The 17,515-nt window shown below is 69.1% G+C and carries 16 protein-coding genes; all 16 read left to right on the top strand.

What is annotated here, in order from left to right:
* Positions 1-10: 10 nt before the first annotated feature.
* The 16 genes from AC5Y2S_RS14685 to atpB all read left to right on the top strand — a co-directional run bounded on the left by AC5Y2S_RS14685 (position 11) and on the right by atpB (position 17,492).
* Positions 11-454, top strand: coding sequence for a tautomerase family protein (locus tag AC5Y2S_RS14685; protein ID WP_499956821.1), 444 nt, complete (start codon positions 11-13; stop codon positions 452-454).
* 35 nt (positions 455-489) lie between these two features.
* Positions 490-1,596: an alanine racemase gene (locus AC5Y2S_RS14680; protein WP_499956820.1), complete on the top strand. Its 1,107-nt coding sequence runs from the start codon at positions 490-492 to the stop codon at positions 1,594-1,596.
* A gap of 81 nt (positions 1,597-1,677) precedes the next feature.
* The gene (argS, locus tag AC5Y2S_RS14675) at positions 1,678-3,330 is read left to right on the top strand and encodes an arginine--tRNA ligase (RefSeq protein ID WP_499956819.1); all 1,653 of its coding nucleotides are present in this window, start codon (positions 1,678-1,680) and stop codon (positions 3,328-3,330) included.
* Positions 3,327-4,745: a diaminopimelate decarboxylase gene (lysA, locus tag AC5Y2S_RS14670; RefSeq protein ID WP_499956817.1), complete on the top strand. Its 1,419-nt coding sequence runs from the start codon at positions 3,327-3,329 to the stop codon at positions 4,743-4,745. The genes argS and lysA overlap by 4 nt, the downstream gene beginning before the upstream one ends.
* 3 nt (positions 4,746-4,748) lie before the next feature.
* Positions 4,749-6,074: a homoserine dehydrogenase gene (locus tag AC5Y2S_RS14665; RefSeq protein WP_499904474.1), complete on the top strand. Its 1,326-nt coding sequence runs from the start codon at positions 4,749-4,751 to the stop codon at positions 6,072-6,074.
* On the top strand, positions 6,071-7,153 hold the full coding sequence (thrC, locus tag AC5Y2S_RS14660) for a threonine synthase (RefSeq protein WP_499956816.1): 1,083 nt from the start codon (positions 6,071-6,073) through the stop codon (positions 7,151-7,153). The genes AC5Y2S_RS14665 and thrC overlap by 4 nt, the downstream gene beginning before the upstream one ends.
* Before the next feature lie 3 nt (positions 7,154-7,156).
* A complete protein-coding gene (thrB, locus tag AC5Y2S_RS14655) occupies positions 7,157-8,104 on the top strand; it encodes a homoserine kinase (RefSeq protein ID WP_499956815.1) in 948 nt (315 codons plus the stop codon).
* A 261-nt stretch (positions 8,105-8,365) separates the two neighbouring features.
* Positions 8,366-10,195, top strand: a complete 1,830-nt coding sequence (rho, locus tag AC5Y2S_RS14650) for a transcription termination factor Rho (protein ID WP_499956814.1) — start codon at positions 8,366-8,368, stop codon at positions 10,193-10,195.
* A 12-nt stretch (positions 10,196-10,207) separates the two neighbouring features.
* Positions 10,208-11,788: a fatty-acid--CoA ligase FadD1 gene (gene fadD1 / locus AC5Y2S_RS14645; RefSeq protein WP_499956813.1), complete on the top strand. Its 1,581-nt coding sequence runs from the start codon at positions 10,208-10,210 to the stop codon at positions 11,786-11,788.
* 143 nt (positions 11,789-11,931) lie between these two features.
* Positions 11,932-12,174 carry a 50S ribosomal protein L31 gene (gene rpmE / locus AC5Y2S_RS14640; RefSeq protein WP_499956812.1) on the top strand — a complete coding sequence of 81 codons (243 nt, stop codon included), beginning with the start codon at positions 11,932-11,934 and terminating at the stop codon, positions 12,172-12,174.
* A 75-nt stretch (positions 12,175-12,249) separates the two neighbouring features.
* Entirely contained in the window at positions 12,250-13,323 is a 1,074-nt protein-coding gene (gene prfA, locus AC5Y2S_RS14635) for a peptide chain release factor 1 (protein WP_499904464.1), read from the top strand.
* Positions 13,320-14,162: a peptide chain release factor N(5)-glutamine methyltransferase gene (gene prmC / locus AC5Y2S_RS14630; RefSeq protein ID WP_499956811.1), complete on the top strand. Its 843-nt coding sequence runs from the start codon at positions 13,320-13,322 to the stop codon at positions 14,160-14,162. The genes prfA and prmC overlap by 4 nt, the downstream gene beginning before the upstream one ends.
* Complete coding sequence (locus tag AC5Y2S_RS14625; RefSeq protein ID WP_499956810.1) at positions 14,159-14,812, top strand: L-threonylcarbamoyladenylate synthase; 654 nt, start codon at positions 14,159-14,161, stop codon at positions 14,810-14,812. The genes prmC and AC5Y2S_RS14625 overlap by 4 nt, the downstream gene beginning before the upstream one ends.
* A gap of 15 nt (positions 14,813-14,827) precedes the next feature.
* On the top strand, positions 14,828-16,051 hold the full coding sequence (locus AC5Y2S_RS14620; protein ID WP_499957055.1) for a glycosyltransferase family 4 protein: 1,224 nt from the start codon (positions 14,828-14,830) through the stop codon (positions 16,049-16,051).
* A gap of 225 nt (positions 16,052-16,276) precedes the next feature.
* On the top strand, positions 16,277-16,744 hold the full coding sequence (locus tag AC5Y2S_RS14615) for an ATP synthase subunit I (RefSeq protein WP_499956809.1): 468 nt from the start codon (positions 16,277-16,279) through the stop codon (positions 16,742-16,744).
* Positions 16,737-17,492: a F0F1 ATP synthase subunit A gene (gene atpB / locus AC5Y2S_RS14610; RefSeq protein ID WP_499904456.1), complete on the top strand. Its 756-nt coding sequence runs from the start codon at positions 16,737-16,739 to the stop codon at positions 17,490-17,492. The genes AC5Y2S_RS14615 and atpB overlap by 8 nt, the downstream gene beginning before the upstream one ends.
* The last annotated feature ends 23 nt before the right edge of the window (positions 17,493-17,515 follow it).

The raw sequence follows: 17,515 nt of genomic DNA, 5'->3' as shown, positions 1-17,515 counted from the left end.
CATGCCGCTGATGCGCGTAACACTGACGCCGGGCGCCTTCGACGAGGCGGGCAAGGAGCGCCTGGTCACGGGCCTCACCGAGGCGGCGTGCCGCGCCGAGTCGGTGCCCGACCAGCCCCAGCACCGGATGCGGGCCCTGGTCCTGCTGCACGAGCTCGCGCCCGGGTGTTTTTACTCCGCCGGCGTGCCGGCGGACGCCGCGGTCGCCGGCGTCTTCATCGATTGGCAGGTCAGCACCGGGGTCCTGGACGGGGCCCGCAAGGCGCGATTCGCCGGCGAGATTCAGGAGGTCGCCGAATCGGCGGCTCAAACCAACGGCGACAGGATGGTCGTCACGTCGTGCGTCATCCACGAAGTGCCCGAAGGCCAGTGGGCTCAGAACGGCGCGATCCGCCGACTCCCGGACATCGCGCCGATTGCGGGATTCGAGCACCTGGCCTCCGTCGCGTCCTGATGCCGATGCGTCCGGCGGACCGCTTGGCGCAAGCCATGATTGGCGAGCCGAACTCCCGCTTCCGCCTGCCCACCCCGGCACTGATCCTGGACGAGGCGGCGCTGGACGCCAACATCGGTCGAATGGCCGACCGCACGCGCGGCAAGGTCGCGCTGCGCCCGCACGCCAAGACACACAAATGCGCCTGGATCGCCGGAAAGCAGATCGCCGCCGGCGCGGTGGGGATCTGCTGCGCCAAAATCGGCGAGGCCGAAGCACTTTCGGCGGCCGGCGTGCGCGGCATCCTCCTGACGTCGCCGGTCGCCGATCCGCTGATGCCGAAGCGGCTGTGCGACGTGGCGGCGCTCGACCCCGATTTTGCCTGTGTGGTGGATCATCCCGACCCGGCGACCGCGCTCAGCGCCGAAGCGTGCCGCCGCGGCATGCGCGTCGGTGTCCTCGTCGACGTCGACGTGGGGCTCGGCCGCACCGGCGTCTCCGGCCCGCACCAAGCGGTGGCGCTGGCCGACCATATCGATCGGTGCGACGGGCTGACGCTGGCCGGCGTTCAGGGCTACGGCGGGCATTGGCAGCACATCCCCGGCTTCCAACACCGTTGCGACGCAGTCAAAATAGGCATGGAAACCCTATCGGCAGTGGTCGACGAGCTGCGCACCGCCGGCCACCGGGTCGGCATCGTCACCGGCGGCGGCACCGGAACCGTCGCGGCCGATCTGGACTTGGGCGTCCTCAACGAATTACAGCCCGGCTCTTACGTCTTCATGGATGCCGAATATTCCGACGCACTGGGCGGCGACGACGACGGAGCCTTCCAAACCAGCCTGTGGGTTGCGAGCCAAGTCGTGAGCGCCAACGCCGACGCGATCGTCACCGTCGACGCCGGCCTGAAGGCTTTCGCGACGGACGGACCCATGCCACGCCCGGCCGGTTCCCGGTTCGACGGCTCGACCTACGCCTTCTTCGGCGACGAACACGGCGCACTCACCCGGCCCGCTGGCGCGCCCGTCAGCCTCGGGGAGCGCGTGGAGTTCGCCACCCCGCACTGCGACCCCACCGTCGATCGGTATGACGCCTATCACGTCGTCCGCGGCGACCGGCTGGTGGACATCGTGCCGATCGAGGCCGCCCGCGCCAGTCGGTAGCGGCCCGGGCCCCGGTGCGGCCGCGCTGCCCCCTGCAATAGATTCGGGGACGGGGGGCCCTAGCCAATAGGATGGACGCTCGTGACCCCCGCCGACCTGGCTGAGCTGCTCAAAGTCACCGCCGCCGCGGTGCTTGCCGAGCGCGGGCTGGACGCTGCCGCGTTGCCGGCGACGGTTACGGTCGAACGGCCGCGTAATCCCGATCACGGTGACTACGCCAGCAACCTGGCGCTGCAGCTGGGCAAGAAGGTCGGCGCCAACCCGCGTGAGCTGGCCGGATGGCTCGCCGAAAAGCTGGCCGGCGCCGACGGCATCGCGGCGGCGGAGGTCGCCGGGCCGGGCTTCATCAACATGCGCCTCGAGGCGTCGGCGCAGGCGGTGGTCGTCACCAACGTCATCGACGCCGGCGACGAGTTCGGGTACTCCGACGACCTAGCCGGGCAAAAGATCAACCTGGAGTTCGTCTCGGCCAACCCCACCGGGCCGATCCACATCGGCGGCACCCGGTGGGCCGCGGTCGGCGACGCGCTGGGCCGGTTGCTGTCCACCCAGGGCGCCGACGTGGTGCGCGAGTACTACTTCAACGACCACGGCGCGCAGATCGACCGGTTCGCGAACTCGTTGATCGCCGCGGCCACGGGCGAGCCGACGCCGCAAGACGGCTACGCGGGCGCCTACATCAACGACATCGCCGCGCAGGTCCTGCAGAAGGCGCCCGAGGCGCTGAGCCTGCCCGAAGCCGAAATGCACGAGACCTTCCGCGAAATCGGCGTCGACCTGATGTTCACCCACATCAAGGAGTCGCTGCACGAGTTCGGCACCGACTTCGACGTCTACACCCACGAGGACTCGATGCACACCAGCGGACGCGTCGAGCAGGCCATTGCCCGGCTTCGCGGGACCGGCAACGTCTACGAAAAGGACGGCGCAACCTGGTTGCGCACCAGCGCTTTTGGTGACGACAAGGACCGCGTCGTGATCAAGAGCGACGGCAAGCCGGCCTACATCGCCGGCGACATCGCCTACTACCTGGACAAGCGGCAACGCGGCTTCGACCTGTGCATCTACATGCTCGGCGCCGACCACCACGGCTACATCGCCCGGCTGAAGGCCGTAGCCGCCGCATTCGGCGAAGACCCGGCCAGCGTCGAGGTGCTCATCGGGCAGCTGGTCAACCTGGTCCGCGACGGCCAGCCGGTCCGGATGAGCAAGCGGGCCGGGACGGTGCTCACGCTCGACGACCTGGTCGAGGCGATCGGCGTCGACGCCGCGCGCTACAGCCTGATCCGCTCGTCGGTGGACACCCCGATCGACATCGACCTGGCGCTGTGGTCCTCGGCGTCCAACGAGAACCCGGTCTATTACGTGCAATACGCGCACGCGCGGCTGTCGGCGCTGGCCCGCAACGCCGCCGAGCTCGGCCTGATCCCCGACACTGGCCACCTCGAGCTGCTCAGCCACGACAAGGAGGGCGCGCTGCTGCGCAGCATCGGCGAATTCCCGCGAGTGGTGAAAACCGCCGCCGCGCTGCGGGAACCGCACCGGATCTGCCGCTACCTGGAGGACCTCGCCGGCGACTACCACCGGTTCTACGACTCCTGCCGCGTCCTGCCGCAGGGCGACGAGCAGCCCACCGACCTGCACACCGCGCGCCTCGCCCTGTGCCAGGCCGCCCGCCAGGTCATCGCCAACGGCCTGACGATCCTCGGCGTCACCGCACCGGAGCGAATGTGAACGTCCATCCCGCCGGTCCCCGGCATGCCGACGAGACGCGCCACGCCGAAAGCCCGCCCCGGCCGCAATCCCCCGAGGAGCTGCTGCTGCTGGCGCCGAACGTGTGGCCGCGCAGCACAACTCGCGACGAAAACGGAGCCGCCGTCATCGGGGGAGTCGCGGTCACCGACCTCGCCCAGGAGTACGGGACCCCGTTGTTCGTCGTCGACGAGGACGACTTCCGCTCCCGCTGCCGCGACATGGCGGCGGCGTTCGGCGGCGGCCACAACGTGCACTACGCCGCCAAGGCGTTCCTGTGCACCGAGATAGCACGCTGGATCAACGAGGAGGGCCTCTCGCTGGACGTGTGCACGGGCGGGGAACTGGCGGTCGCGCTGCACGCGGACTTCCCGCCGGAGCGGATCACGCTGCACGGCAACAACAAATCCGTCGCCGAACTGACCGCCGCGGTCAAGGCCGGGGTGGGCCACGTCGTGCTGGACTCGATGATCGAAATCGAGCGCCTCGACGCCATCGCGGGCGAGGCGGGCATCGTCCAGGACGTGCTGGTGCGCCTGACCGTCGGGGTCGAGGCGCACACCCACGAGTTCATCTCCACCGCGCACGAGGACCAGAAGTTCGGGCTGTCGGTGGCCAGCGGCGCGGCGATGGCGGCGGTGCGCCGGGTGTTCGCCACCGATCACCTGCGGCTGGTCGGGTTGCACAGCCACATCGGCTCCCAGATCTTCGACGTCGCCGGCTTCGAGCTGGCCGCGCACCGCGTCATCGGGCTGCTGCACGAGATCGTCGACGAGTTCGGCGTCGACAAGACGGCCCAGCTGTCGACGGTCGATCTCGGTGGCGGCTTCGGCATCTCGTACCTGGCACCCGACGATCCCCCTCCGGTGGGCGAGCTGGCGGCCAAGCTGGGCGCCATCGTGCGCAGCGAATCGGCGGCCGTCGGGCTGCCCACCCCCAGGTTGGTCGTCGAGCCGGGGCGCGCCATCGTCGGACCGGGCACCATCACGCTGTACGAGGTCGGCACCGTCAAGGATGTCGACGTGAGCACGACGGCGCACCGGCGCTACGTCAGCGTCGACGGCGGCATGAGCGACAACATCCGGACCGCGCTCTACGACGCGCAGTACGACGCCCGGCTGGTCTCGCGGGTCAGCGACGCGCCGGCGGAGCTGGCCCGCATCGTCGGAAAGCACTGCGAGACAGGCGATATCGTCGTCCGCGACACCTGGGTCCCGGGGGATCTGCAGCCGGGCGACCTGCTCGGGGTCGCCGCCACCGGCGCCTACTGCTATTCGCTGTCGAGCCGCTACAACATGATCGGCCGTCCCGCGGTGGTGGCCGTGCGCGGTGGGCGCGCCCGCCTGGTGCTGCGCCGGGAGACGGTCGACGATCTCTTGAGTCTGGAAGTGAGGTGACCCGTGCCCGGTAACGAAAAGCCCGTCGGCGTAGCAGTACTCGGGTTGGGCAACGTCGGCAGCGAAGTCGTTCGCATCATCGAGGACAGCGCCGCCGACCTGGCGGCCCGTATCGGTGCCCCGCTGGTGCTGCGTGGCGTCGGGGTGCGTCGCGTCGCCGCCGACCGCGGCGTCCCCATCGGGCTGCTGACGGACAACATCGAAGAGCTGGTGTCCCGCGCGGACGTCGACATCGTCGTCGAGTTGATGGGGCCCGTCGAGCCCGCCCGCAAGGCGATCCTGGCCGCGCTCGAACACGGCAAGTCCGTGGTCACGGCCAACAAGGCCCTGCTGTCCATCTCCACCGGGGAGCTGGCCCAGGCGGCCGAAAACGCGCACGTCGACCTGTATTTCGAGGCGGCGGTCGCGGGCGCGATCCCCGTCATCCGCCCGCTCACCCAATCGCTGGCCGGCGACACGGTGCTGCGGGTGGCCGGCATCGTCAACGGCACCACGAACTACATCCTGTCCGAGATGGACAGCACCGGCGCCGACTACGCCAGCGCCCTGGCCGACGCCAGCGCGCTGGGCTACGCCGAGGCCGATCCCACCGCCGACGTCGAGGGCTACGACGCCGCGGCCAAGGCCGCGATCCTGGCGTCCATCGCCTTCCACACCCGGGTGCATGCCGACGACGTCTATCGCGAGGGCATCACCAAGATCACCCCGGCCGACTTCGCGTCCGCGCGGGCGCTGGGCTGCACCATCAAACTGCTGTCCATCTGCGAGCGCGTCACGGGAGACGACGGCCAGCAACGGGTTTCGGCCCGCGTCTACCCCGCGCTGGTGCCGTTGTCGCATCCACTGGCCACGGTCAGCGGGGCGTTCAACGCGGTGGTGGTCGAGGCCGCGGCCTCGGGGCGGCTAATGTTCTACGGCCAGGGGGCCGGCGGCGCGCCCACCGCGTCGGCGGTCACCGGCGACCTGGTGATGGCCGCCCGCAACCGGGTGCTGGGCAGCCGCGGCCCCAAGGAATCCCGGTACGCCCAGCTTCCCATCGCCCCGATGGGTCTCATCCCCACCCGCTACTACGTCAGCATGAACGTCGCCGACGAGCCCGGCGTATTGGCATCGGTGGCAACGGAATTCGCCAAGCGCGAGGTGAGCATCGCCGAGGTGCGCCAGGAGGGCATGGTCGACGAGGGCGGCCGGCGGGTCGGGGCCCGCGTCGTGGTGGTCACCCACACCGCCACCGACGCGGCGCTGTCCGAAACCGTCAGCGCCCTGGCCGATTTGGACGTCGTGCAGGGCGTGACGAGCGTGCTGCGACTGGAAGGAAACGGCCTGTGAGCATCCCCCGGACGGCCATCCACCAACCCTGGCCGGGAGTGATCGCGGCCTACCGCGACCGGTTGCCGGTCGGCGACGACTGGACCCCGGTCACCCTCCTGGAGGGCGGCACGCCGCTGATCGCCGCGACCCGGCTCTCGGAAAAGACCGGCTGCACCGTCCATCTCAAGGTCGAGGGCCTCAATCCCACCGGCTCCTTCAAGGACCGGGGCATGACGATGGCGGTCACCGACGCCCTGGCCCGCGGCCAGCGGGCGGTGCTGTGCGCATCGACCGGCAACACCTCGGCCTCGGCGGCGGCGTACGCCGCGCGCGCCGGCATCACCTGCGCGGTGCTGATACCGCAGGGCAAGATCGCGATGGGCAAGCTGGCGCAGGCGGTCATGCACGGCGCCAAGATCATCCAGATCGACGGCAACTTCGACGACTGCCTGGAACTCGCCCGCAAGATGGCCGCCGACTTCCCGACGATCTCGCTGGTGAACTCGGTGAACCCGGTGCGCATCGAGGGCCAGAAGACCGCCGCGTTCGAGATCGTCGACGCGCTGGGGGCGGCCCCCGACGTGCACGCGCTTCCGGTCGGCAACGCCGGCAACATCACCGCGTACTGGAAGGGCTACACCGAGTATCACCACGAGGGCGTGATCGACAGGCTGCCCCGCATGCTCGGCGCCCAGGCCGCCGGCGCCGCGCCCCTGGTCCACGGCGAACCGGTCCGCAACCCGGAGACCATCGCCACGGCGATCCGCATCGGCGCCCCGGCGTCGTGGACGGCCGCCGTCGCGGCGCAACAACAGTCCAACGGCCGCTTCCTGGCCGTCACGGACGAGGAGATCCTGGCGGCATACCATCTCGTGGCCGCCTCCGAGGGCGTCTTCGTCGAGCCGGCGTCCGCCGCCAGCATCGCGGGGCTGCTCAAGGCCGTCGACGACGGCTGGGTGGCTCGCGGCTCCACGGTCGTCTGCACGGTGACCGGCAATGGCCTCAAGGATCCCGACACCGCGCTGAGGGACATGCCGACCGTGTCCCCGCTGCCGGTCGATCCCGTCCTCGTCGTCGAACAACTGGGCCTCGCGTAAGAAATGGCGGTTCAGATGCTGCCCGCCGGGCTGGTGGCCAGCGCCGTGGTGTCGGCGTCCAGCGCCAATCTCGGCCCCGGGTTTGACAGCCTCGGCCTGGCGCTGGACCTGCGCGACGAGATCGTCGTGGAGACAACCGATTCCGGCCTGCAGGTGGTGGTCGAGGGTGAGGGCGCCGACCAGGTGCCGCTCGACGCCGACCATCTGGTCGTGCGCGCGGTGCGGCGCGGGCTGGACGCCGTCGGTGTCGGCGCGCCCGGCCTGGTGGTGCGCTGCCGCAACGCCATCCCGCACTCCCGCGGCCTGGGCTCCTCGGCGGCGGCCGTCACCGGCGGCCTCGCGGCGGTGAACGGGCTTGTGGCGCAGACCGATTCGACCCAATTGAGCGTCGAACAGCTGATCCAGCTGTGCTCGGAATTCGAGGGGCACCCGGACAACGCCGCGGCGGCGGTGCTGGGCGGCGCGGTGGTCTCCTGGACCGACCGCACCGGCGAGCGGCCCCGGTACTCCGCGGTGTCGCTTCGGCTGCACCCGGATATCCACCTGTTCTGCGCGATTCCCGAGGAACGCTCGCTGACCGCCGAGACCCGGGTGCTGCTGCCCAGCCTGGTCGGCCATGACGAGGCCAGCTTCAACGTCAGCCGGGCCGCGTTGCTGGTCGTCGCGCTCACTGAACGCCCCGACATGCTGATGCCGGCCACCGAAGACCTGCTGCACCAACCCCAACGCGCCCCCGCGATGCGGGCATCGGCGGAATATTTGCGGCTGTTGCGGCGTCATAGCATCGCAGCGACGCTTTCCGGGGCCGGTCCCTCGCTGATTGCACTGAGCACAGAGTCGGAGTTACCCACGGAGGCGCTGGAGTACGGCGCCGCGCACGGATTTGCCGTCACCAAGATGTCCGCTGGCGAAGGAGTTCGCTGGGGCCCGGGCGTCACCGTCGCCGGTTAATCCACAGCGTGGCCGGAGGGTTTGCTTGCTTCCGGCAGGGATGCAGGTTATCCTCGGAGCCGTCCAGCAATCGCAGCATCTGCATCTGCAACTGCCTTGCCGCTAGGACAACACCAATTCTTCTCGTGAACGAGGTTCGCCGTCTTCTCCGCCGATCCGGGCGATCACCGTTGCAGAGTCGATGATTGGGCGCACTCGGCAAATTGGCTGAATGCAACGAACCCCCGTATGACCTGATCAGCGGGGGAAGAAAGGAACTCCGTGACAGATACGGACCTATTCACGGCTGGCGAAAACACCGATAGCAATCACGCTTCGGACGCCGTGACCACAGACACACCCGACGTGAAAACCAACGCCTCGGCCGGCTCCCTGTCCACCATGGTGCTGCCCGAGCTGCGTGCGCTGGCCAGCCAGGCCGGCGTCAAGGGGACGTCCGGGATGCGCAAGAACGAACTCATTGCCGCGATAAAGGAAATCAGGGGACAGGCCAACGGGACTGCGGCTCCGGCCGCCCCGGACACCGCCCCGGCGGACAGCGGCAAATCCGACCAAGACACGGCCACCGCCGACGCACCGGCGGAAGCGCCGGCCGCGCAAGGGGAACAGAACGGTTCCACCGGCGAGGCGCCGCGCCGCGAACGACGCGGTGCCTCCCGCGACGCGGGATCACCGTCTGAAGAGCGGGACCGCGAGGACGCGGACGCCCAAAAGGGCGGGGCCGCTCGCGAAGCCGACAAGCGCCAAGACCGCCAACAGGGCACCAAGACCGACGAGCGCGGCGGCGACCAGGGTGGCCAGCAGAATCGCGGCGGTTCGAACCAGCAGGACGACGACGGCGAAGGCCGCCAGGGCCGGCGGGGACGCCGGTTCCGCGACCGCGACCGCCGTCGCCGCGGCGAACGGTCGGGCGAAGGGGCCGACACCGAACTCCGTGAGGACGACGTTGTCCAGCCCGTCGCCGGAATCCTTGACGTGCTCGACAATTACGCGTTCGTGCGCACCTCCGGCTACCTGGCCGGCCCGCACGACGTCTACGTCTCCATGAACATGGTGCGCAAGAACGGCCTGCGCCGCGGCGACGCGGTGACCGGCGCGGTGCGGGTGCCCCGGGACGGCGAGCAGCCCAACCAGCGGCAGAAGTTCAACCCGCTGGTGCGCCTGGACAGCGTCAACGGCGGCTCGGTCGAAGAGGCCAAGAAGCGGCCCGATTTCTCCAAGCTGACGCCGTTGTACCCCAACCAGCGGCTGCGCCTGGAGACCACGCCGGACCGGCTGACCACGCGTGTCATCGACCTGATCATGCCGATCGGCAAGGGCCAGCGCGCGCTGATCGTGTCGCCGCCCAAGGCGGGTAAGACGACGATCCTGCAGGACATCGCCAACGCCATCACCAAGAACAACCCGGAATGCCACCTCATGGTCGTCCTCGTCGACGAGCGGCCCGAGGAGGTCACCGACATGACGCGCTCGGTCAAGGGCGAGGTCATCGCCTCGACGTTCGACCGGCCGCCGTCGGACCACACCTCGGTCGCCGAGCTGGCCATCGAACGCGCCAAGCGCCTCGTCGAGCAGGGCAAGGACGTCGTGGTGCTGCTCGACTCCATCACCCGCCTGGGCCGCGCCTACAACAACGCGTCGCCCGCGTCGGGCCGGATCCTCTCCGGTGGTGTCGACTCCACCGCGCTGTATCCGCCGAAGCGTTTCCTCGGCGCGGCCCGCAACATCGAGGAGGGCGGGTCGCTGACCATCATCGCCACCGCGATGGTCGAGACCGGGTCCACCGGTGACACGGTCATCTTCGAGGAGTTCAAGGGCACCGGTAACGCCGAGCTGAAGCTGGACCGCAAGATCTCCGAGCGCCGGGTCTTCCCCGCGGTCGACGTGAACCCGTCCGGCACCCGAAAGGACGAGCTGCTGCTCTCGCCCGACGAGTTCGCCATCGTGCACAAGCTGCGCCGCGTGCTGTCCGGTCTGGACCCCCACCAGGCCATCGACCTGCTGATGTCGCAGCTGCGCAAGACGAAGAACAACTACGAGTTCCTGGTGCAGGTGTCCAAGACGACCCCCGGGTCGATGGATAACGACTAACTCACCCGCGCCGTGGCGGAGACGCTGCAGCAACTGCTTCGGCAGCGCTCGGACCAGGACACGCCGGCACTGAAGTACGGCGACCGCGTCTGGACCTGGCGTGAGCACCTGGCCGATGCGGCCACCACGGCGGCCGCAGTCATCGGGGCCGCCGACCCGGACCGCCCACTGCACGTGGGCGCCTTGCTGGGCAATACCCCCGAGATGCTGACGGCCATGGCGTCGGCGGCGCTCGGCGGCTACGTGCTGTGCGGCATCAACGACACCCGCCGGGGCGCCGCGCTGGCCCGCGACATCGCGCGCGCCGACTGCCAGATCCTGCTCACCGATCCGGCGCACCAGGGGCTGCTGGACGGCCTGGACCTGCCCGGCGTGCGGGTCTTCGACGTGTCCGGCGACCCGTGGCGGGCGCTGCTGGCCGGCGCCGGAACGCTGAACCCGCATCGCGAGGTCGCGCCGACCGACACCTTCATGATGTTGTTCACCTCCGGCACCAGCGGCGACCCGAAGGCCGTGCGCGTCACCCATCTCGTCGTGCTGTTCGCCGGGGCGACGCTGATCGGGCGGTTCGGCCTCGACGCCTCCGACGTCTGCTACCTGTCGATGCCGCTGTTTCACGCCAACGCCCTGTATGCCGGGTGGAGCGTGGCGGTGGGCACCGGCGCGGCCATGGCCCCCGCGACGTTTTCCGCGTCCGGGCTGCTGGCCGACCTGCGCCGGTACGGGGCCACCTTCATGAACTACGTCGGCAAACCGCTGGCCTTCGTGCTGGCCACGCCGGAGCGACCCGACGACCACGACAACCCGCTGCGGGTCGCGGTCGGCAACGAGGCGAGCGATCGCGACATCGCCGAGTTCAGCAGGCGGTTCGACTGCACGGTGTGGGACGGTTTCGGCTCCACCGAGGGCGCGATCGTCATCACGCGCGAAGACGGCTGCCCGCCCGGCTCGCTGGGCCGGGGCTTCCCCGGGGTCGCCATCTACAACCCCGATACCCTGGCCGAATGCCCGCCCGCCACCTTCCGGGACGGCGTCCTGGCCAACGTCGACGAGGCGATAGGGGAGCTGGTCAACACCACCGGGGCGGGGCTGTTCGCCGGCTATTACAACGACTTCGAGGCCACCGACGCGCGGATGCGGCACGGCATGTTCTGGTCCGGTGACCTCGCCTACAAAGACGCCGACGGATGGATCTACTTCGCCGGGCGCAGCGGTGACTGGTTGCGCGTCGACGGCGAAAACATGACCACGGCGCCCATCGAGCGCATTTTGCAGCGGTTGGCACCGGTCAGCCACGTCGCGGTGTACGCGGTGCCCGACGAACACTCCGGCGACCAGGTGATGGCGGCGATCGTGCTGGCCGACGGCGCGGAGCTGACACCCGAGGAATTCGGCCGGTTCCTGGCCGATCAGCCCGACCTGTCGCCCAAGGCGTGGCCCCGCCACGTCTGGCTCGCCGACCGGTTGCCGATCACGGCGACCAACAAGATCCTCAAACGCGAGCTCAGCGCCCTGGGCCCGACGCCCGGGAGCGGCAGGGTGTGGACCCGCGACGCAAAAAGCCGCGTCTATCGCGACGTGTCTCGGCCCTGAGCAGCCGGGAATGCGGGCGACCAGCTCGCTGTTTGGGCTGATGTAGGTTGACCTGGCATAATCGAGGGTCGACTAACCCAGGACCAGATCAGGTTCCCGGAGTTCGCGCCCGGTCCGGGCGGCAAACGATCGAAGAGGACATCATGAAAGCTGACATTCATCCCGCGTACGGGGAGACCACCGTGCACTGCGGGTGCGGGAACACCTTCACCACGCGCAGCACGAAGCCCGGCGGGCAGATTCACGTCGAAGTCTGCTCGCAGTGCCACCCCTTCTACACCGGCAAGCAGAAGATCCTCGACAGCGGCGGCCGGGTGGCCCGCTTCGAGAAGCGCTACGGCAAGCGCAAGGCCGCAGCCGACACGGCCGAGTCGACCGACAAATAGCTGGCTTACCGACGCCCGAACTGTGCGAGCCGCACAGGCCGGGCGTCGGTTTGTGTCCGGGGCAGGAGGTGTGACGTGACGAAGCCGGTACAGACCATCGACGTGTTGCTCGCCGAGCACGCCGACCTCGAGAAGCGGCTGGCCGACCCCGAACTGCACAGCAAGCCCGACGAGGCCCGCAAAGCGGGACGCCGATTCGCCCGATTGGCCCCGATCGTCGCCACGCACCGCAAGCTGGAGGCCGCGCGCGGCGACCTCGACACCGCGCGGGAGCTGGCCGCCGACGACGAGTCGTTCGCCGACGAGGTGACCGAACTCGAGGCGCGGGTGGCCGAGCTGGACACCCAACTCACCGACATGCTGGCGCCGCGCGACCCCCACGACGCCGACGACATCGTGCTTGAGGTCAAATCCGGTGAGGGCGGCGAGGAATCGGCGTTGTTCGCCGCCGACCTGGCCCGGATGTATATCCGCTACGCCGAGCGGCACGGCTGGACGGTCACGGTGCTCGACGAAACCACCTCGGATCTGGGTGGCTACAAGGACGCGACGCTGGCGATCGCCAGCAAGGGCGACGCGGCCGACGGGGTGTGGTCGCGGATGAAGTTCGAGGGCGGGGTGCACCGGGTGCAACGCGTTCCGGTGACGGAATCCCAAGGCCGCGTTCATACTTCGGCGGCGGGCGTGCTGGTCTACCCCGAGCCCGAGGAAGTGGGCGAGGTGCAGATCGACGAGTCCGATCTGCGCATCGACGTGTACCGCTCGTCGGGCAAAGGTGGGCAGGGCGTCAACACCACCGACTCCGCGGTGCGGATCACCCACCTTCCCACCGGGATCGTCGTCACCTGTCAAAACGAACGGTCGCAGCTGCAGAACAAGGCCCGCGCCCTGCAAGTGCTGGCCGCCCGCCTGCAGGCGTTGGCGGAGGAAAAGGCGCTGGCCGACGCCTCGGCCGACCGCGCCAGCCAGGTCCGCACCGTGGACCGCAGCGAACGGATCCGCACCTACAACTTCCCGGAGAACCGGATCACCGACCACCGGATCGGTTTCAAGGCCCACAATCTCGATCAGGTGCTCGACGGCGACCTCGACGCGTTGTTCGACGCGCTCGCCGCCGCCGACAAGCAAGCGAGGCTGCAACAGGCATGACGCCCCTGCGAAGTGCGATCGATTCCGCGACCGCGCAACTCGCCGCGGCCGGGATCGGTTCCGCGCGTTACGACGCCGAGGAGCTGGCCGCCCACCTCGCCGGCACCGAACGCGGACGGCTGACGCTGCTCGAGTCGCCGGGCGACGAATTCTTCGTGCGTTATCGCGACATCGTGGAAGCGCGCGCGCAGCGTGTGCCGTTGCAACATCTCACCGGGACGGCGGCGTTCGGGCCGGTGACGCTGCGCGTCGGCCCCGGCGTGTTCATCCCGCGCCCGGAGACCGAGGCCATGCTGGAATGGGCCACCGCCCAACCACTCCCGGCGCGGCCCGTGATTGTCGACCTGTGCACGGGATCCGGCGCATTGGCCGTGGCGCTGTCCCGGCACCGGCCCGCCGCGCGGGTGATCGGCATCGACGACTCCGAATCGGCCCTAGGCTACGCGCGGCGTAACGCCGCGGGCACCGCCGTGGAACTCGTGCGCGCCGACGTCACCGCCGCCGGACTGCTCGCAGAGCTCGACGGAAGCGTCGACCTGGTGGTGGCCAACCCGCCCTACGTTCCCGACGATCACACGGTGGAAGCCGAAGTCGCCCAACATGATCCGCCGCACGCGGTGTTCGGCGGCCCGGACGGGATGGCGGTCATCGCCGCCGTCGTCCGACTCGCGGGACGCTGGCTGCGCCCGGGCGGCCGCTTCGCCGTCGAGCACGACGACACCACGTCGTCACGAACCGTCGAATTGCTCGAAACCGCTGGGCTTTTCGAGGGCATCGAGGCCCGCCGGGATCTGGCCGGGCGGCCGAGGTTCGTCGCCGCGAAGAGGGGGGAGCAGTGACGACGGTGTTCGACTGCTCCGATCCCGACCAGCGTTCGGTCGGAATCGCCTCGGCCGTAGGGGCGGTCAAGAACGGCCGGCTCGTCGTGCTGCCGACGGACACCGTGTACGGCATCGGCGCCGACGCCTTCGACAGCACCGCGGTGGCCGCGCTGCTCGCGGCGAAGGGGCGGGGCCGGGACATGCCGGTAGGCGTCCTCGTCGGCTCCTGGCACACCATCGAGGGCCTGGTCTACACGATGCCCGACGGGGCGCGGGATCTGATCCGCGCCTTCTGGCCGGGCGCGCTGAGCCTGGTGGTCACGCAGGCGCCGTCGCTGCATTGGGACCTCGGCGATGCCCGTGGCACCGTGATGCTGCGGATGCCGCTGCACCCGGTGGCCATCGAGCTGCTGCGCGAGGTCGGGCCCATGGCGGTATCCAGCGCCAATGTCTCCGGCCGCCCACCCGCGGTGCAGGCCGACGAGGCGCGCGACCAGCTCGGCGATCTGGTGGACGTCTATCTCGACGCGGGGCGCTCGCAGCAGCAGGCCGCCTCCACGATCGTGGACCTGACCGGCGACACCCCACGCATCCTGCGCGCGGGCCCGGTCAGCGCCGAGCGGATCGCCGAAGTGCTCGGCAGGGACCCCGCAAGCCTGATCGCGTAGCCGAGCGCGGCCAATCTGGCCTCAGCCCGGTGCAGTACGGTTTCGGTGGTGTCCAGCCTTGCCGGTGGTCTGCTCGCCCTGTCCGATCGCGGCACCGGCGTCCCCCTGCGCGAGCTGGCGGTGGTCGGGCTGACCGCCGCGATCGTCACGTACTTCGCCACCGGACCGGTGCGCGTGCTGGCCACCCGGCTGGGAGCCGTCGCCTACCCGCGGGAACGCGACGTGCACGTGACCCCCACCCCGCGCATGGGCGGGCTGGCGATGTTCCTCGGCGTGATCTCGGCCGTCTTCCTGGCGTGGCAGCTTCCGGCGCTCACCCGCGGCTTCGTCTACTCCACCGGCATGCCCGCCGTCCTGGTGGCCGCCGCGGTGATCGTCGGCATCGGCCTGATCGACGACCGCTGGGGCCTGGACGCCCTGACCAAGTTCGCCGGCCAGATCACCGCGGCCAGCGTGCTGGTCACCATGGGTGTCGCCTGGAGCGTGCTGTACATCCCGATCGGCGGCGTCGGCACGATCGTGCTGGACCAGGCGTCGTCGATCCTGCTCACCCTGGCGCTGACGGTGTCGGTCGTCAACGCGATGAACTTCGTCGACGGGCTCGACGGGCTGGCCGCCGGGCTGGGGCTCATCATGGCGATGGCGATCTGCCTGTTCTCGGTCGGCCTGTTGCGCGACCACGGCGGCGACGTTTTGTTCTATCCGCCCGCGGTCATCTCGGTGGTGCTGGCGGGAGCCTGCCTGGGCTTTCTGCCGCACAACTTCCACCGCGCCAGGATCTTCATGGGCGACTCCGGCTCGATGCTGATCGGCCTGATGATCTCCGCGGCCGCGACGACGGCGGCCGGCCCGGTTTCGCAAAACGCCTACGGCGCCCGCGACGTGTTTGCTCTGCTGTCGCCGTTCCTGCTGGTGGCGGCCGTGATTTTCGTGCCGATGCTCGACCTTTTACTGGCGATCGTGCGCCGCACCCGCGCGGGCCGCAGCGCATTCAGCCCGGACAAAATGCACTTGCATCACCGGTTGCTGCAGATCGGTCATTCGCATCGCCGGGTGGTGCTGCTCATCTATTTATGGGTGGGCATTGTCGCTTTCGGAGCCGCGAGCACAATCTTTTTCAACCCGCGCGACACCGGCGCGGTGATGCTGGGGGCGATCGTGGTCGCCGGCGTGGCGACGGCGATCCCGCTCCTGCGCCGGCGCGACGACTTCGTCGACGAGGACTACGACACCCAGTAGTAGTGGGGCCCGTCGTATGGTACGGTGCAGGTAGAACCCCAAAAAGAAACCTTGAGGGTTGCCGGCCAGCCGGCCCTTCGGACGCTTGTCCGACCGCGCCGAGTCACGACCGACATAGGGAGCTACCCCTTGGGTGATTCCAGCGTGACGTGCGATACGCTCGGCGGGCCACCGATCGGTCGGTCGAGGGTTTCCCGCTCTACAACCTGGGATTGAGGTGCTGCAGTGACGACACCAGCGCAGGACGCGCCGTTGGTGTTCCCCTCTGTTGCTTTCCGTCCGGTTCGGCTATTGGTGATCAGCGTCGCGGTCACCGCGCTGGCGATGCTCGCCGCCGGATTGTCGGGTCGCCTCATGCTCGGTGTGTTCTTCGGTGTCGGGTTGCTACTGGGTTTGCTCAACGCATTGCTGGTGCGGCGTTCGGTCGCGTCGATCACCGCCAAAGAGCACCCGCTGAAAAGCTCGATGGCGCTCAATTCGGCGACCCGGCTGGCGATCATCACCGTTGTCGCGCTGATCATTGCCTACGTTTTCCGGCCCAACGGCTTGGGCGCGATGTTCGGGCTGGCGCTCTTCCAAGTGCTCCTGGTCGTGTCGACGGCGGTGCCGGTCTGGAAGAAGCTGCGCACGGGCGAGCCGGTCGCATCCCTGGGCCCGGAGGGGCCGGACGGAAGGAGCACCAGCGATGACTGAAATGATCCTGGCCGGTTCCCAAATCGAGGTCGGCGAGCACACCACCGCCACGTGGCTGGGTTTGACCGTCAACACCGACACCGTGCTGTCGACCGCGATCGCCGGCGTGATCGTGATCGCCCTGGCCTTCTTCCTGCGGGCCAAGATCACCTCGAGCGGCGTTCCCAGTGGGGTTCAACTGTTTTGGGAGGCGCTCACCATACAGATGCGCGACCAGATCGAGAGCGCCATCGGGATGCGGATCGCGCCGTTCGTGCTGCCGCTGGCCGTCACCATCTTCATCTTCATCCTGATCTCCAACTGGTTGTCGGTGCTGCCGCTGCAATACACCGATAAATCCGGCCACACCACCGAGCTGCTCAAGTCGGCCGCGGCGGACATCAATTACGTTCTGGCGCTGGCACTTTTCGTGTTCGTCTGTTACCACGTGGCCGGCATCTGGCGCCGCGGCATCGTCGGGCACCCGCTCAAGGTGCTCAAGGGGCACGTGGCGTTCCTGGCGCCGATCAACCTGGTCGAAGAATTGGCGAAGCCGATCTCGTTGTCGCTCCGTCTCTTTGGCAACATCTTCGCCGGGGGCATCCTGGTGGCGCTGATCGCGCTCTTCCCGCCCTACATCATGTGGCTGCCCAACGCGATCTGGAAATCGTTCGACCTGTTCGTCGGGGCGATCCAGGCCTTCATCTTCTCGATCCTGACGATCTTGTACTTCAGCCAGGCCATGGAGCTGGAGGAACACCATGACTAGCCCAGCCAGATAAGCCAACAGAT

This window comes from Mycobacterium sp. NGS69 (assembly GCF_059812165.1).
The sequence above is the reverse complement of the archived record's forward strand: the minus strand, read 5'-3'. Positions and strand labels throughout refer to the sequence as shown.

Bases quoted from the DNA above. Each gene is read 5' to 3' on its own strand.
- thrB (WP_499956815.1), top strand. From the start codon at position 7,157: ATGGCGGTTCAGATGCTGCCCGCCGGGCTGGTGGCCAGCGCCGTGGTG.
- AC5Y2S_RS14685 (WP_499956821.1), top strand. From the start codon at position 11: ATGCGCGTAACACTGACGCCGGGCGCCTTCGACGAGGCGGGCAAGGAG.
- rpmE (WP_499956812.1), top strand. From the start codon at position 11,932: ATGAAAGCTGACATTCATCCCGCGTACGGGGAGACCACCGTGCACTGC.
- AC5Y2S_RS14680 (WP_499956820.1), top strand. From the start codon at position 490: ATGATTGGCGAGCCGAACTCCCGCTTCCGCCTGCCCACCCCGGCACTG.
- atpB (WP_499904456.1), top strand. From the start codon at position 16,737: ATGACTGAAATGATCCTGGCCGGTTCCCAAATCGAGGTCGGCGAGCAC.
- prmC (WP_499956811.1), top strand. From the start codon at position 13,320: ATGACGCCCCTGCGAAGTGCGATCGATTCCGCGACCGCGCAACTCGCC.